The organism is Oleiagrimonas sp. MCCC 1A03011, assembly GCF_003267965.1.
In the GTDB taxonomy this organism is placed as follows: Bacteria; Pseudomonadota; Gammaproteobacteria; order Xanthomonadales; family Rhodanobacteraceae; genus Oleiagrimonas; species Oleiagrimonas citrea.
The window spans coordinates 141662-154483 of sequence record NZ_MSPY01000005.1 but is presented as its reverse complement, the minus strand read 5'-3'; the positions used below and the strand labels follow the sequence as shown (position 1 = coordinate 154483).

The 12822-nt window shown below is 67.0% G+C and carries 13 protein-coding genes; 5 read left to right on the top strand and 8 right to left on the bottom strand.

From position 1 onward, the window contains the following. The first annotated feature begins 16 nt into the window (after positions 1–16). Both BTJ49_RS16050 and BTJ49_RS11380 read left to right on the top strand, forming a co-directional pair. The gene (locus tag BTJ49_RS16050; RefSeq protein WP_255420383.1) at positions 17–148 is read left to right on the top strand and encodes a hypothetical protein; all 132 of its coding nucleotides are present in this window, start codon (positions 17–19) and stop codon (positions 146–148) included. Further along, positions 145–816 (top strand): phytanoyl-CoA dioxygenase family protein, encoded by a 672-nt coding sequence (locus BTJ49_RS11380; RefSeq protein ID WP_113065519.1) that lies wholly within the window; start codon positions 145–147, stop codon positions 814–816. The genes BTJ49_RS16050 and BTJ49_RS11380 overlap by 4 nt, the downstream gene beginning before the upstream one ends. 4 nt (positions 817–820) lie before the next feature. Here the strand turns inward: BTJ49_RS11380 and BTJ49_RS11375 are convergent, their stop codons facing one another. The 7 genes from BTJ49_RS11375 to BTJ49_RS11345 all read right to left on the bottom strand — a co-directional run bounded on the left by BTJ49_RS11375 (position 821) and on the right by BTJ49_RS11345 (position 8269). Next, complete coding sequence (locus BTJ49_RS11375) at positions 821–1492, bottom strand: murein L,D-transpeptidase catalytic domain family protein (protein WP_343125529.1); 672 nt, start codon at positions 1490–1492, stop codon at positions 821–823. Between the two features lie 112 nt (positions 1493–1604). Further along, complete coding sequence (locus BTJ49_RS11370) at positions 1605–2639, bottom strand: L,D-transpeptidase family protein (protein ID WP_113065517.1); 1035 nt, start codon at positions 2637–2639, stop codon at positions 1605–1607. 221 nt (positions 2640–2860) lie between these two features. Next, positions 2861–3544, bottom strand: coding sequence for an HAD family hydrolase (locus BTJ49_RS11365; RefSeq protein WP_113065626.1), 684 nt, complete (start codon positions 3542–3544; stop codon positions 2861–2863). A gap of 224 nt (positions 3545–3768) precedes the next feature. Next, positions 3769–4602, bottom strand: a complete 834-nt coding sequence (locus tag BTJ49_RS11360) for a pirin family protein (protein ID WP_113065516.1) — start codon at positions 4600–4602, stop codon at positions 3769–3771. Positions 4603–4748: 146 nt separating this feature from the next. Continuing rightward, a complete protein-coding gene (locus tag BTJ49_RS11355; protein ID WP_113065515.1) occupies positions 4749–5423 on the bottom strand; it encodes a YecA family protein in 675 nt (224 codons plus the stop codon). Beyond that, on the bottom strand, positions 5420–6190 hold the full coding sequence (xth, locus tag BTJ49_RS11350) for an exodeoxyribonuclease III (protein WP_113065514.1): 771 nt from the start codon (positions 6188–6190) through the stop codon (positions 5420–5422). The genes BTJ49_RS11355 and xth overlap by 4 nt, the downstream gene beginning before the upstream one ends. Positions 6191–6226: 36 nt before the next feature. Next, positions 6227–8269 (bottom strand): M3 family metallopeptidase, encoded by a 2043-nt coding sequence (locus BTJ49_RS11345; RefSeq protein WP_113065625.1) that lies wholly within the window; start codon positions 8267–8269, stop codon positions 6227–6229. Positions 8270–8345: 76 nt separating this feature from the next. On the opposite strand from BTJ49_RS11345, the gene BTJ49_RS11335 reads away from it, so the two are divergent. The 3 genes from BTJ49_RS11335 to BTJ49_RS11325 all read left to right on the top strand — a co-directional run bounded on the left by BTJ49_RS11335 (position 8346) and on the right by BTJ49_RS11325 (position 11900). Next, positions 8346–10076, top strand: a complete 1731-nt coding sequence (locus BTJ49_RS11335; RefSeq protein WP_168184725.1) for a patatin-like phospholipase family protein — start codon at positions 8346–8348, stop codon at positions 10074–10076. 17 nt (positions 10077–10093) lie between these two features. After that, positions 10094–10624 carry a gamma carbonic anhydrase family protein gene (locus BTJ49_RS11330; RefSeq protein WP_113065513.1) on the top strand — a complete coding sequence of 177 codons (531 nt, stop codon included), beginning with the start codon at positions 10094–10096 and terminating at the stop codon, positions 10622–10624. A gap of 67 nt (positions 10625–10691) precedes the next feature. After that, on the top strand, positions 10692–11900 hold the full coding sequence (locus BTJ49_RS11325) for a proline iminopeptidase-family hydrolase (protein WP_240601816.1): 1209 nt from the start codon (positions 10692–10694) through the stop codon (positions 11898–11900). On the opposite strand, the gene BTJ49_RS11320 is transcribed toward BTJ49_RS11325, so the two are convergent. Further along, positions 11806–12783, bottom strand: coding sequence for an energy transducer TonB (locus BTJ49_RS11320; protein WP_113065512.1), 978 nt, complete (start codon positions 12781–12783; stop codon positions 11806–11808). The two genes, BTJ49_RS11325 and BTJ49_RS11320, sit on opposite strands and share 95 nt — an antisense overlap. Positions 12784–12822 lie beyond the last annotated feature (39 nt).

Genomic DNA, 12822 nt, shown 5'->3' with positions numbered 1-12822 from the left:
TCAGCACGCGAGAACGATGCTTGCCACCTTCTTGCTCGCCGGCTTCGCGGACACGATCCTCGATTCCAGCCCTCGCCACCTCGGTGGTTTGCACGACAACCTGATCGACCCTGACGGCATCTTCGTCACAGGCACTTTCCCAAGATGATCGAATCCTTCGCGAAAACGGGCTTCGCTCATGTTCCTTCGGTCCTCGACGCGTCCACGTGCAGGGCTCTGTGCGCACAGAGCCCATGGAAAAGCGGCGCAGGTGACCGCTCACTCCTGCGTCAGCCGTGGTGTGCAACGCTCGCCGCTTCACTGCGGGAACACCCCGCACTGTCTTCTCTGCTGGCCGAAACGCCGGTTGTCGTGCAATGCACGCGCTTCGCCAAGTCGGACAAGCACATCTGGCTGGTGCCCCTGCATCAGGATCTGAGCATTCCCGTGGCCGATCGCATCGACCACCCGGCATGGTCCGGCTGGTCGGAAAAGGACGGCTTGCTGTTCGCACAACCGCCGGTCGATGTGCTCGAAAAGATGGTCGCTGTACGCGTACACCTGGATGCCTGCACCCGGGAAAACGGACCGCTGCGGGTCGTTTCCGGTTCGCATCGTCATGGCCGGCTTGATGTCGCGACAGCCCGCCGGCTTCGCGACCGTATCGGTGAAACATACTGCACTGCAGACACCGGAGACGCCTGGGTCATGCGTCCACTGCTGTTGCACGCCTCATCGAAGGCCGACGGCGAAAGCCATGGCCAACGCCGCGTGCTTCATTTCCTGTTTGGACCAGCCATCCTGCCGCACGGCTTTCGCTGGAATCCCGCAGCGTAATCCCTCAGGGAGCGAGGGCGGACGACGTCCCCGTGGATGCATCTCCGCAATCCACCAGCGTCGGTGCATCGTGCAACCAGTCCTTGTCGGGGTAGTAGGCGAACACCACCGACTGCTTGCGAATGGTGTCGATCAGCGGCTTGGCGACAGACTTGCGCACAGCCGGGCAACCCCAACTGCGGCCGAGACGTCCTTGCGCCTTGGCGAACTGGCGGCTGACGTAGCTCGCGCCGTGGATCACGATGGCGCGCTTTTCGGCCTGATCGTTGAAGCGGCCGTCCAGCCCCTTCAGACGCAATGAGTAACCGTTGTGGCCGACGTAGGTGCCATCGGTGACGAAGGTGCCCAGGCTCGACATCAGGCTGCCTTCGCGGTTGGAGAAATGCTTCGCGTACTGCCCGCCGGTATTGCGGCCGTGTGCCACCAGCAGATGGAACAGCACGGAGCGCTGCGAAAGGTCGAACACCCACAGTCGCGGCGTGGTCGAAGGCAGCGAGTAGTCGATCACGCTGAGGGTGCGTACCGTCCTGTGCTTGCGCACGCAGGCCAAGGCGCGCGTGGCCAGCGCGATGACCCGCGGATTGGCCTGCGGCGCCGCCCTTTCCAGGGCCGCGGCCAGCGCATGGCCCGAACCGCCACCGGAGCCGGACGCCTGTGCAAACGCGCCCGTGCCCAGGAATACGAGCAACACGACAAGGCGACACCACGGGAAACGCGGGGAGGGGAAATTCATGTTGGGGCGCGACGGTACAAACGTACTTGTTGGTTATATTTTACCCAGTTCTGTATCAGGGGTGCGTGAGACGCTTCGAATCCGAGCGTTTTGTTCGTTCAGCGCGATCCGCCGGCTTCACCGATCCGGATTGCAGCAGCGCGCCGTAGACCGGGTGTGGCGCACGGCCATAACCGGGCAGATCGGTCACCAACACCGTAGTGCCCGGACGCAACATCTCGCGCAGACCGCGACCGAAGCTCTGCGACAATTGAACATGACGCGCCAGTTGATCGGGATCCGGTACCGGCCCGGTGCCCAGAATGCGATAGCCGGTCCAACGAGGCTGCGCGGACGCATCGCCCTCGCGATCGGCGCCCATGACATAGAGCAGCATCCCGCGCAGGGACAATCCCGGGACCAGCGTCACCGGCGCATGTGCGACCAGTCGACCATTGCGCAATACATAGGCCATGCCGTCCGTCGTGCTGACGACGATGCTCACGGGAGCATCCGCATCGGCATCCTGCTCCGGATCCGCCTCGAACGGGCTGCCCAGCAGCATCACGGGCTGCCCGGCCAGATCTATCGGCGCCACCGCAGACGGATGCACAACTGTGGCCGGCGAGACGCGCGCATCGGCCACGACTACCACGTCGCCACGCCGCGTGGCGCCGTACAGCCGGCTGGCGAACGCCGGCGGCAAGCGGACGCAGCCGTGCGAAGCAGCATGCCCCGGAAGCGAACCCGCGTGCAGCGCCACGCCATCCCAGGTCAGGCGTTGCATGTACGGCATCGGCGCGTCGTCGTAGAGATTCGAGTAATGCTGGCGTTTCTTCTGCAGGATCGTGTACACGCCGGTCGGCGTCTCGTAGCCCGGTTTGCCCGAGCTGATCGGACTGACGCCGATGGCCACACCGTTGCGGTAGGCGTACAGCTGCTGCTCGTCCAGACTGACCACGATCACCAGCGGCCCCGCGGGGGCCAGCTCGGGATGCCAGAAATAGTCGAGCGCGGCGCGATGCGCCACGGCAGGTCCGGCCAGCGCCAGCAGCAAGCAGAGCAGCACACCCTGCGCAACGGCCCGCAGCACGCTGGTCGGAGCGGTCATCGTTTCTCTCGAATGGATCAGACCCGGCTTCATATCTTCAGCCTACGCTCCTGCCGTTCCGGCGTCATGACGCGTATCGTGCCTCGCGAGACACCGGACATGCGAACAATGAGCATCGCAGAAGCTCCTTGTTCACCGAAGCTCGATCGCACCATGCATGCGCCCGACACGGCGCAAGAGAAAAGGTCGAACCGGGCATCGTTGCGCCCGCTCCATGCTACTCAACGCCGCGCGGCGACCTCGTCAATGTGCAGGAGCAGGTCGGCCGGGTCCTCGTAGACACGGAACGCGCCGGCGCTCTGCAGTTCCTCGGCGCCATAGCCGCCGGACAGCAGGCCCACGCCGAGCCCACGCGCACGCTTCGCCGCGAGCATGTCCCAGATGCTGTCGCCGATGATCAGTGCGTCCTGAATGTCCACGTCCAGCCGTTCGGCCGCGGCCAGAAACAGGTCCGGATCGGGCTTGGCGAAACGCACCTGATCGCGCGTAACCACGGGCACGCGCGCCGGGTCGACGCCCAGCGCTTCGAGATTGTGCGCCGCGGTCTCCATGCGACCGCTGGTAGCGACGGCCCACGGCAGTTCCTGCTCGGTGAGGTAGGTCAGCAGTTCACGCGCGCCGGGCAGCGGACGGATCGCGCCCTCGCCAGCCTGACGCTGGTAGGCCTCGGCATGGAAACGGCGCAGACGCTCTACGCGCTCCTCGGTGATGTCGACGCCGGTTTCGCGCAGCAGGATGTTGGTGAACAGGCCGCCGCTCATGCCGATCTTGCGGTGGATGCGCCACACGGACAGTTCAATGCCCTCACGATCCAGCGCCTGTTTCCAGGCCAGAACGTGCTGATAGACGCTGTCGACCAGGGTGCCGTCGAGATCAAACAGGAAGGCGGTATCGGGGCGGGGCATCATGCGACTCCGGGTTCGAGGGAACCCTCATGATCGCGCACTCTGTGCAAAGCGCAATCGCGACAGGCCGGCCTGCATCAACTTCGTTCAGGCGTTTACGGGACGCAATCATGGCCTCGTGACAACGAAGATGCTGGCTGCATGATCGAAGATTTTCAGCACTTTGATCGCAAGCCGGCATGCCCTTCGACATGCCGGCGGACGGCCATCCCGAGCGGATCGACTCAGAACTTGCCGTTGCGGAAGTCGTCGACGGCCTCGATGATCTGCTGCTTGGTGTTCATCACGAACGGTCCATAGCGCGCCACCGGTTCGCGCAACGGCTTGCCGGCCACCAGCAGCACGCGGGCCGCCTCGTCGCCGGCGGTCAGCACGACCGCGTCGCCGTCGTTGAGCACCGCCAGTTCGCTGCGGTCCAGACGCTCGTCGGCCACCTGCACGCCGCTGCCTTCGAACACGTAGGCGAACGCGTTGTGCCCGGCCGGCACCGGCACGGTCAGCGACGCGCCGGCTTCGAGCGCGATGTCCAGGTACAGCGGCTGGGTCGCGATGCCATTCACCGGGCCATCGACCTCCGCGAAACGACCGGCCACCACGCGCACCTTCACGCCCGCGGCCGGCTCGACCTCGGGGATCTTCTCCGGCGCGATGTCCTGGTAGCGCGGCGCGGTCATCTTGTCCTTGGCCGGCAGATTCACCCACAGCTGGAAGCCGCGCATCAGGCCTTCTTCCTGCTCGGGCATCTCCGAATGCACGATGCCGCGCCCGGCCGTCATCCACTGCACGCTGCCCGATTCGAGCAGGCCGCTGTTGCCCTGGTTGTCGCCGTGGCGCATGCGCCCGTCGAGCATGTAGGTGACGGTCTCGAAACCGCGATGCGGATGCTCCGGAAAACCGGCGATGTAGTCGTCGGCCGCGTCCGAACCGAATTCGTCCAGCAACAGGAACGGATCGAGCATCTCCAGCGTCGGCTGGCCGATCACGCGGGTCAGCTTGACGCCGGCGCCGTCGGAAGTCGGGCGACCGCGAACACGTTGCTTGATGGTACGAGTGGTCATGTGTGGCTCCTGATGGAACGTCGTTGCCGCACAAGATGCGCCCGGTGGCACGCCAACACCAGTCCCCGGACCTCGAACGCATTGTTCGCGATCCAAGACCAATTCAATGAGCGCAATCAGCTTTGTGCGTGAAACAGAACGACCGATCAGTGCAGGGAATGACCATCCCGCTGGCGCGGCGGCTTGTTTTCAGTGCGCGCCTCTTCCGGCTGGCGTTCGTGCGCGGCGCGGCGCTCGTCCTCGCTCGGAGCCTTTTCGTGCCAGTAGCGGGCCACGGACAGCAGCACCTCGGGCAGGCGCTGCAGGCAGGCTTCGTACTCTTCGTCAGAAAGCTTCTCGAACTCGGCGTCGCTGGCCAGCACGCCTTCGTCGACGGCCAGCGCCATGATCGGGCCGAGCAGCTCGATCAGTTCGACGTCCTCGGCCAGGCGGTGCTCCCAGAAGCCGGCGCGCAGGTCGATGCCGCGACTGAAGCCCTCACACCAGCCGGCGGCGCTCAGTGTCGGGCCCTCGATATCCTCCAGTTCGCCAAGGATCGGCTCGTAGGCGTCCACGTCCAGCTCGGCGCCAATGGAATCGTTGAGCTTGGCCAGCAACGCCAGCACGCGCTCGCCCTGCTGCGGATCGGCGAACGGCGCATGCAGGACCTCGGGCAGCCACTCGTCCGGCGGCGCCGGTTCCGGGCCGACGATCAGCGCCGTGAGCAGGCCGTGCACACCGTCCAGCAGCAGATCGCCCTCCTTGGCCGCGGTGCGCAGGAAGGTGTCGAGCTCGTCGAGTTCGGTGTTCGTGAGCGAGCTTGGCCAGTCGGTGGTTCTCATCGGTCCTCCAGCTCCAGCGTCACCGGCGTGTGATCCGAAGGCCGTTCCCAGGTGCGCGGCGTGCGCTCGATGGCGGCGGCGCGGGCGGCGGCCTTCAGCGCGTCGCTGATCAGAATCAGATCGATACGCAGCCCCATGTTGCGCCGGAACGCGGCCTGGCGGTAGTCCCACCAGCTGAAATGGCCGTCGCCGTCCTCGAACAGGCGGAAGCTGTCGGTCAGGCCCAGGTCGGTGATCGCCTTCAGCGCGTCACGCTCGGGCTTCGAACACAGGATCTTCTCGTGCCAGGATTCGGGGTCGTGCACGTCGCGATCGTCCGGCGCGATGTTGAAATCACCCAGCACCACCAGCTTCGGATGACGCGCCAGCTCGCCTTCGAGGAAATCGCGCATGCGCGACAGCCAGTCGAGCTTGTAGTCGTACTTCTCGTCGCCGACGGCCCTGCCGTTGACCACGTACAGATTGACCACGCGCACGTCGCCGACGGTGACGGCGAGGATGCGCCGCTGTTCATCGGTGAGGTTGGGCGGATCGGTGACGATCTCGGTCAGCGGCTCGCGCGACAGCACGGCGACGCCGTTGTAGGTCTTCTGCCCAGAGAAAGCGACCTCGTAGCCCATCGCCTTGATCTCGTCGACGGGAAACTTGTCGTCGGTGAGCTTGGTCTCCTGCAGCGCGACGACGTCGGGCTTGGACTCGGCCAGCCACTGCTCCAGATGGGGCAGGCGAACCTTCAGTGAATTGACGTTCCAGGAAGCGATTTTCATGCGTGCATTGTACGGCCTTGCCGAGCGGGACGCGTCTCAGGCGGCCAGTCCGTAGCTGCGCAGCAGCGCGGTCGGTTCCGGTGCTCGACCGCGGAAGGCGACGAAGCTCTCCAGCGCCGGACGCGTGGCGCCGACGGCGAGAATTTCGCGGCGAAAGGCTTCGCCGGTGGCGCGGTCGATCACACCGGCCTGCTCGAAGCGCTCGAAGGCGTCGGCCGACAGCACCTCGGCCCACAGATAGCTGTAGTAGCCGGCCGCGTAGCCGCCCGCGAAGATGTGCGTGAAGGCATGCGGGAAGCGCTGCCACGCCGGCGGATGCAGCACGGCGACCTGACGGCGCACGTCTTCCAGCACCGCCATCGGGCGCGCGCCGCGCTCGGGGTCGTAGTCCAGGTGCAGGTGGAAATCGAACAGGCCGAATTCCAGCTGCCGCACCAGGAACAGACCGGCATGGAAGTGACGCGCGTCGAGCATGCGCTGGAACAGCTCGTCGGGCAGGCGCTCGCCGGTCTGGTAGTGCCTGGCGAACAGGTCCAGCGCCTCGCGGTTCCAGGCGAAGTTCTCCATGAACTGGCTGGGCAGTTCGACGGCGTCCCACTCGACGCCATCGATGCCGCCGACGGATGGCAGGTCCACCTCGGTCAGCAGGTGATGCAGGCCGTGGCCGAATTCGTGGAACAGCGTCAGCACGTCGTCGTGGGTCAGCAGCGCCGGTGCATGCTCAGTCGGCGGGGCGAAGTTGCAGGTCAGGTAGGCGACCGGCAGCTGCAGCGCCTCGCCATCGCGGAAGCGCGAACGGCACACGTCCATCCACGCGCCGCCGCGTTTGCCCGAGCGGGCGTAGAGATCCATGTAGACGCCGGCGAAGACACGGCCGTCGGCATCGAGCACATCGTAGTAGCGCGCGTCGGCGTGCCAGGTGGCGACGTCTTCACGCGGCTTCAGCTCGATGCCGTAGAGCTTCTGGGTGACCGCGAACAGGCCGTCGATGACCGACGGCAGCGGGAAGTACGGCTTGATCTGCTCCTCGTCCAGCGCGTAACGCTCCTGGCGCAGCTTCTCGGACGCATAGCCGGCGTCCCACGGTTCCAGGTTGGCCAGATCCAGACGCTCGGCGGCGAAGGCGCGCAGCGCATCCAGCTCCTTGCGCGCGACGGGCTTGGCGCGCGCGGCCAGGTCGGCGAGGAAGTCGAGCACGGTCTGTGTCGACTCGGCCATCTTGGTCGCCAGCGATTCCTCGGCGGCGTTGGCGAATTCGAGCAGCTGCGCGGCCTCGTGACGCAGCGCCACCAGGCGCTCGATACGCTCGGAGTTGTCGTATTTGCCGGCATCCGGACCCTGGTCGGAAGCGCGTGTCTGATAGGCCCAGTAGACCTTCTCGCGCAGTAAACGGTCCTCGGCATAGGTCATCACGGCGTGCACCGCCGGCTGCTTCAGCGTGACCAGATAGCCGTCCAGATCCTGTTCCTTTGCGTACTGCCGCAGCACCGCGCGACCGGATGCCGGGATGCCGGCCAGATCGCGTTCATCGGTGATGTGGTGCTGCCAGGCGTCGGTGGCGTCGAGCACCGCGTTGGCGAAGCCGGTGCCCAGCTTGGACAACTCGTTGGCGATGGCGCGGAAGCGGCTGCGCGCCGGTTCCTCCAGCGCCACGCCGGACAGCTTGAAGTCGCGCAGGGCATGATCGATCAGCGCACGGCGATCGGCCGGCAGCGTCGCGCCCTCGGCGTCGGCCACCGCCTTCACCGCGGCGTAGAGCGCGCGGTTCTGGCCCAGCTCGGCAGAGAAATCGGTGATCTTCTCCAGCGCCGCGTCGTAGGCCTCGCGCAAGGCGGGGCTGTCGGCCACCGAGTGCAGGTGCGAAACGGGCGACCAGACCTTGCCCAGTCGCTGCTCGAGGCGCTCCTGCGCCAGCATCACGCGCTCGAAATCGTGTACAGCGCCCTCCGCCGTCATCGCCGTGACGGCGCTGCGGTACTCGGCGAGCACCGCCTCCACGGCGGGCAGCACGTGTTCGGCGCGGATGGCGTCGAACGCGGGCAGGGCGGACTCGACGAGCAGCGGGTTGGCGGTGGTCATGCGCGCATTCACAGGATCGGTAGGGAGATTCAAGCGTGGTGATGCGGCACGGGAAATTCAAGCTACGATGCACGGCATGGCGTCCGGATCCCTCGACACGATCACGCTGCTTCGGCGCACCCGGGTGTTCGGCGAACTGGAGGACGACGTACTCGCCTCCGTCGCCGAGCACATGGCGCCGCTGACCTTGCCCGGCGGCGCACTGCTGTACGCCGCGGGCGAGCCGTCCGACGCGCTCTACGTGCTGCGCTCGGGAAGCCTCGGCGTGTTCCGTCCACCGCGTGCCGGCGGCTCCCCGCACCTGGCCGGCGTGGCCGGCAGCGGCGAGACCCTGGGCACGGTCGGCCTGCTGCTGGACCAGCCCAGCGCGGTCACCGTGCGCGCGCTGCGCGACACCGAACTGCTGCGTCTGTCGCGGGCGAGCTTCCGCGCGCTGAGTGAGCGCTATCCGCAGGCGATCCTGGGTGCGGCGCAATCGGCCCTGCACGACCTGCTCAGCCGTGGCGGCGACGAGCCGCGCATCCTGCCGCGTACCTTCGCAATCCTGCCACACGACGCCTCCGTGCCCGTGCGCGACATGGCCGAACGCCTGCGCCATGCGCTGCTACCGTTCGGCAACTGCCTGTTGATCGACCAAGCGCTCGGCCGCGATCACGGACCGGCGTGGTTCGCCGAGCGCGAAAGCGAGATGCGCTTCGTGCTCTACGTCGACGAAGGCCGTGACGAACGCTGGCGTGACCTGTGTCGCCGCCAGGCCGACGCGCTGCTGCTGGCGGTGCGCAGCGACCGCGCGCCGAGCGCATGGCCGGACCGGACCGAACTGCTTCGACACGCCGACCTGGAACGTCCGCGTCATCTGCTGCTGATGCACCCCGGCTCCTTGATCGAGCCGGGACGCGCGCGGGGCTGGCTCGAAGCCATTGACGGCGTGTCCCAGCACCATCATCTGCGCGGCGCGGCCGACATCGAGCGACTGGCGCGGCTGCTGGCGCGACGCAGCCTGGGGCTGGTGCTGTCCGGCGGCGGCGCGCGCGGTTTCGCCGCCATCGGCATGGTGCGCGCGCTGCGCGAGCAGGGCTACGACGTGGACCGCGTCGGCGGCACCAGCATCGGCGCCATCGTCGCCGCCGGCGTGGCCATGCAGTGGGACCACGAGACCATGTGCGCGAACTACCGCAGCGCCTTCGTCGACGGCAAGCCGCTGCGCGACTGGACCCTGCCGCTGATGTCCCTGAGCCGTGGCGAGCGCACCTCGCGGCTGCTGCAGCGCTTCTTCGGCCGCATCGACATCGAGGATCTGCCACTGCCGTTCTTCTGCGTGTCGTCCGACCTCACCCGCGGCATGGCCACGGTGCATCACGGAGGCAAGCTGTGGCGCTGGCTACGCGCATCCAGCGCGGTGCCCGGCCTGCTGCCTCCGCTGCTGCACGACGGTCACGTCTATGTCGACGGCGCGGTCATCAACAACCTGCCGACCGACGTCATGTACGACCGCGGCATGGCCACCATCGTCGCCTGCGACATCCGCGCCGACGACGTGCTGACCAGCGCCGTCGACCGCGACTGGCAACCCGGCATCTGGCGGCAGTGGATGCAACGCGACCTGTACCCGTGCATGGGCTCCATCCTGCTGCGCTCGGGCATGGTCAATGCGGAAACCATGGCCAACCAGCGTCGCGAACTGGCCACCCGCGTGATCGCGCCGCACCTGGAAAGTATCGGCCTGCTGGACTTCAAATCCTTCGACCGCGCGGTCGAGGCCGGCTACCGCGCCACGCTGCAGGCACTGTCCGAACCGATCGGCTGACTCGCTACACTGCGCGCATGAACCCCCTACGCAGCTATCAGAACCAACGGCCCGTGCTGGGCGAACGCGTGTACGTCGACTCGGCCGCCACGGTCATCGGCGACGTACAGCTGGGCGACGACGTGTCGATCTGGCCGGGCGCGGTGCTGCGCGGCGACGTCAACGCCATCCGCGTCGGCGCGCGCAGCAACATCCAGGACGGCGCCATCGTCCACGTCACCCACGATGGTCCGTTCACGCCGGGCGGTTTTCCCTGCGTGATCGGCGCCGACGTCACGATCGGCCACGGCGCCGTGATCCACGCCTGCACGATCGAGGATGCCTGCCTGATCGGCATGCACGCCACGGTGCTCGACGGCGCGGTGGTGAAACGCCATGCCTTCGTCGGCGCCGGGGCGCTGGTGCCGCCGGGCAAGGTCGTGGGCGAGGGCGAACTGTGGCTGGGCAATCCGGCCCGCCATGTGCGCACGCTGGACGCCGAAGCCATCGAGCAACTGCACTACTCGGCCGCGCACTACGTGACGCTCAAAGACCGCTACCTGGAGTGACGCATCCACTCGCGCCACGCCATCGGGCGGCGTAGGATGCGGACACACGCACTCGGGGAGAGAGCTCATGCAACGACTCGTCGTTCTTGCTCGCACGGCCGTGCTGGCCGCCGCGTTCCTGTTCATCGCCGTTCCGGTGCGCGCACAAACGCCGACCCAGGCGCCGCCCGCCAGCTACTACGATCACAGCGGCTACCCCGACGCCTTCAGCGGCGGCGTGAAGATGATCCCGATCACCACGCCCGACGGCACCTTCCGCGTGTGGACCAAGCGCGTCGGAAACAACCCGCGGATCAAGGTACTGCTGCTGCACGGCGGGCCGGGCATGACGCACGAGTACCTGGAAGCCTTCGACAGCTACTTCCCGGGCGCGGGCATCCAGTACTACTACTACGACCAGCTCGGTTCGTTCTACAGCGACCAGCCCGAGGACACCAAGCTGTGGACGCTGCCGCGCTTCGTCGACGAAGTCGAGCAAGTGCGCAAGGCGCTGGGCCTGAATCGCGACAACTTCTATCTCTACGGCCATTCCTGGGGCGGCATCCTGGCGCTGGAGTACGCCCTGAAGTATCCACAGCACCTGAAGGGCCTCATCATCTCCAACATGATGGCCAGCGCGCCGGCCTACGACGCCTACGCGCACAAGGTGCTGATGCCGCAGATGGACCCGAAAGCACTGGCCGAGATCCTGAAGCTGGAGAAGGCCGGCAAGACCCACGATCCGAAATACATGGACCTGCTGATGTCGCACTTCTACGTCAAGCACGTCCTGCGCATGCCACCGCAACAGTGGCCCGATCCGGTGATGCGCGCGCTCAAGCACGCCAATGAGACCCTCTACACGCTCATGCAAGGTCCCAGCGAGATGGGCCTGAGCGGCCGCCTGGAGCACTGGGACGTCCGCCCGCGGCTCAAAGACATCGCCGTACCCACACTGACCATCGGCGCGCGCTACGGCACGATGGACCCGAAGGCCATGCAGCGGATGGCCGAGCGGGTGCAGCACGGGCGATCTGTACTGCCCGCACGGCAGCCATCTGGCGATGTACGACGACCAGAAGATCTACATGGACGGCGTGATCCGGTTCATCGAGGACGTCGACGCCGGACGCTTTCCGGCAAAGACGCCCTGACCGCCGCGTCTCCCTGCGGCCACGCACCGCCGGGACGTCGACGCGTTTCTACAGGCGAAACAGGATGCGGCTCTGCACCGCCTGCGCGACGGCCTTGCCGTCGCGCAGGGCCGGCTTGTATTCCCAGTAGCGCACCGCGTTGAGCGCGGCAACGTCGAAGATGTGGCGCGGTCGGGCCGCGACCACGTGCGCGTCGACGACATGACCCTCGGCGTCAACCGTGTAGCCGACATCGACCCAGCCCTGACGATGCGCGCGACGCGCCGCGACAGGATAGGCCGGCTGTACCCGGCGCAACAGCAGCGGCGGCGTGCGCTGTACCGGCGCCTCGGTCGGCGCGACCGGGGCTGCCTGGGCCATTTGCGGCGCGGGCGCCGCCGGTTTCGGCTCGACGGCGGGCGCGGACGCTTGTGCGGGCGGAGGCGGGGTCTGCGACGGCGCGTCCGACGGAGCCGTCGCCGTAGTCGTCGCGACGCGCGATCCCTCCGGCTTCGAACGTCCGTGCGCAGCGGGCGGAGGCGTCTGCGCCAGCTTGCGCTGCGCATCCAGCTTGGCGCGCAGGATGTTCAGCGAATAGTTCGTGGGATCGGCGCGATCGAGCAGGGCGATCTCGCGTTCGGCCTCGTCGAAGCGGCCCGCGTTGATGCTCTGCTCGGCCGATTCCACGGCGAACGGAAACAACTCGCGCAACGCCGAGGACACGACACGATTGTGCGGCTGACGCTTGCGCGCCTCCAGATAGTAGGCGAAGGCATTATCGCCCTCGGGCGCAAGCAGACGATGCTCGGCCAACGCACGGCGCGCGGCCGCGAGCAGCTGCGCATGGCCCATCGCGGTGACCGCCACTTCTTGCCGCGGTGCGCTGGACGCGACGGCCGGACCCTTCGACGCCGCACGCTCGGCGGCCTTGCGCTGCATCCAGCGATGCGTCAGCACGCCAGCGGCCGCGAGCACGATCACGAGCAGGGAAAGCAGGGGAAACGCGGCACGGCCGCGCATGCGACGGATTCGGCAGAGGTCGGACATGGATATTCGCTGCGAGGGGAAAACGGGGGACGAGGTGTC

Excerpts from the sequence above, each read along its gene's own strand:
- BTJ49_RS16050 (WP_255420383.1), top strand. The coding sequence starts at position 17 with ATGCTTGCCACCTTCTTGCTCGCCGGCTTCGCGGACACGATCCTCGAT.
- BTJ49_RS11380 (WP_113065519.1), top strand. The coding sequence starts at position 145 with ATGATCGAATCCTTCGCGAAAACGGGCTTCGCTCATGTTCCTTCGGTC.
- BTJ49_RS11370 (WP_113065517.1), bottom strand. The coding sequence starts at position 2,639 with ATGACCGCTCCGACCAGCGTGCTGCGGGCCGTTGCGCAGGGTGTGCTG.
- BTJ49_RS11365 (WP_113065626.1), bottom strand. The coding sequence starts at position 3,544 with ATGCCCCGCCCCGATACCGCCTTCCTGTTTGATCTCGACGGCACCCTG.
- BTJ49_RS11360 (WP_113065516.1), bottom strand. The coding sequence starts at position 4,602 with ATGACCACTCGTACCATCAAGCAACGTGTTCGCGGTCGCCCGACTTCC.
- BTJ49_RS11355 (WP_113065515.1), bottom strand. The coding sequence starts at position 5,423 with ATGAGAACCACCGACTGGCCAAGCTCGCTCACGAACACCGAACTCGAC.
- xth (WP_113065514.1), bottom strand. The coding sequence starts at position 6,190 with ATGAAAATCGCTTCCTGGAACGTCAATTCACTGAAGGTTCGCCTGCCC.
- BTJ49_RS11345 (WP_113065625.1), bottom strand. The coding sequence starts at position 8,269 with ATGACCACCGCCAACCCGCTGCTCGTCGAGTCCGCCCTGCCCGCGTTC.
- BTJ49_RS11335 (WP_168184725.1), top strand. The coding sequence starts at position 8,346 with ATGGCGTCCGGATCCCTCGACACGATCACGCTGCTTCGGCGCACCCGG.
- BTJ49_RS11330 (WP_113065513.1), top strand. The coding sequence starts at position 10,094 with ATGAACCCCCTACGCAGCTATCAGAACCAACGGCCCGTGCTGGGCGAA.
- BTJ49_RS11325 (WP_240601816.1), top strand. The coding sequence starts at position 10,692 with ATGCAACGACTCGTCGTTCTTGCTCGCACGGCCGTGCTGGCCGCCGCG.
- BTJ49_RS11320 (WP_113065512.1), bottom strand. The coding sequence starts at position 12,783 with ATGTCCGACCTCTGCCGAATCCGTCGCATGCGCGGCCGTGCCGCGTTT.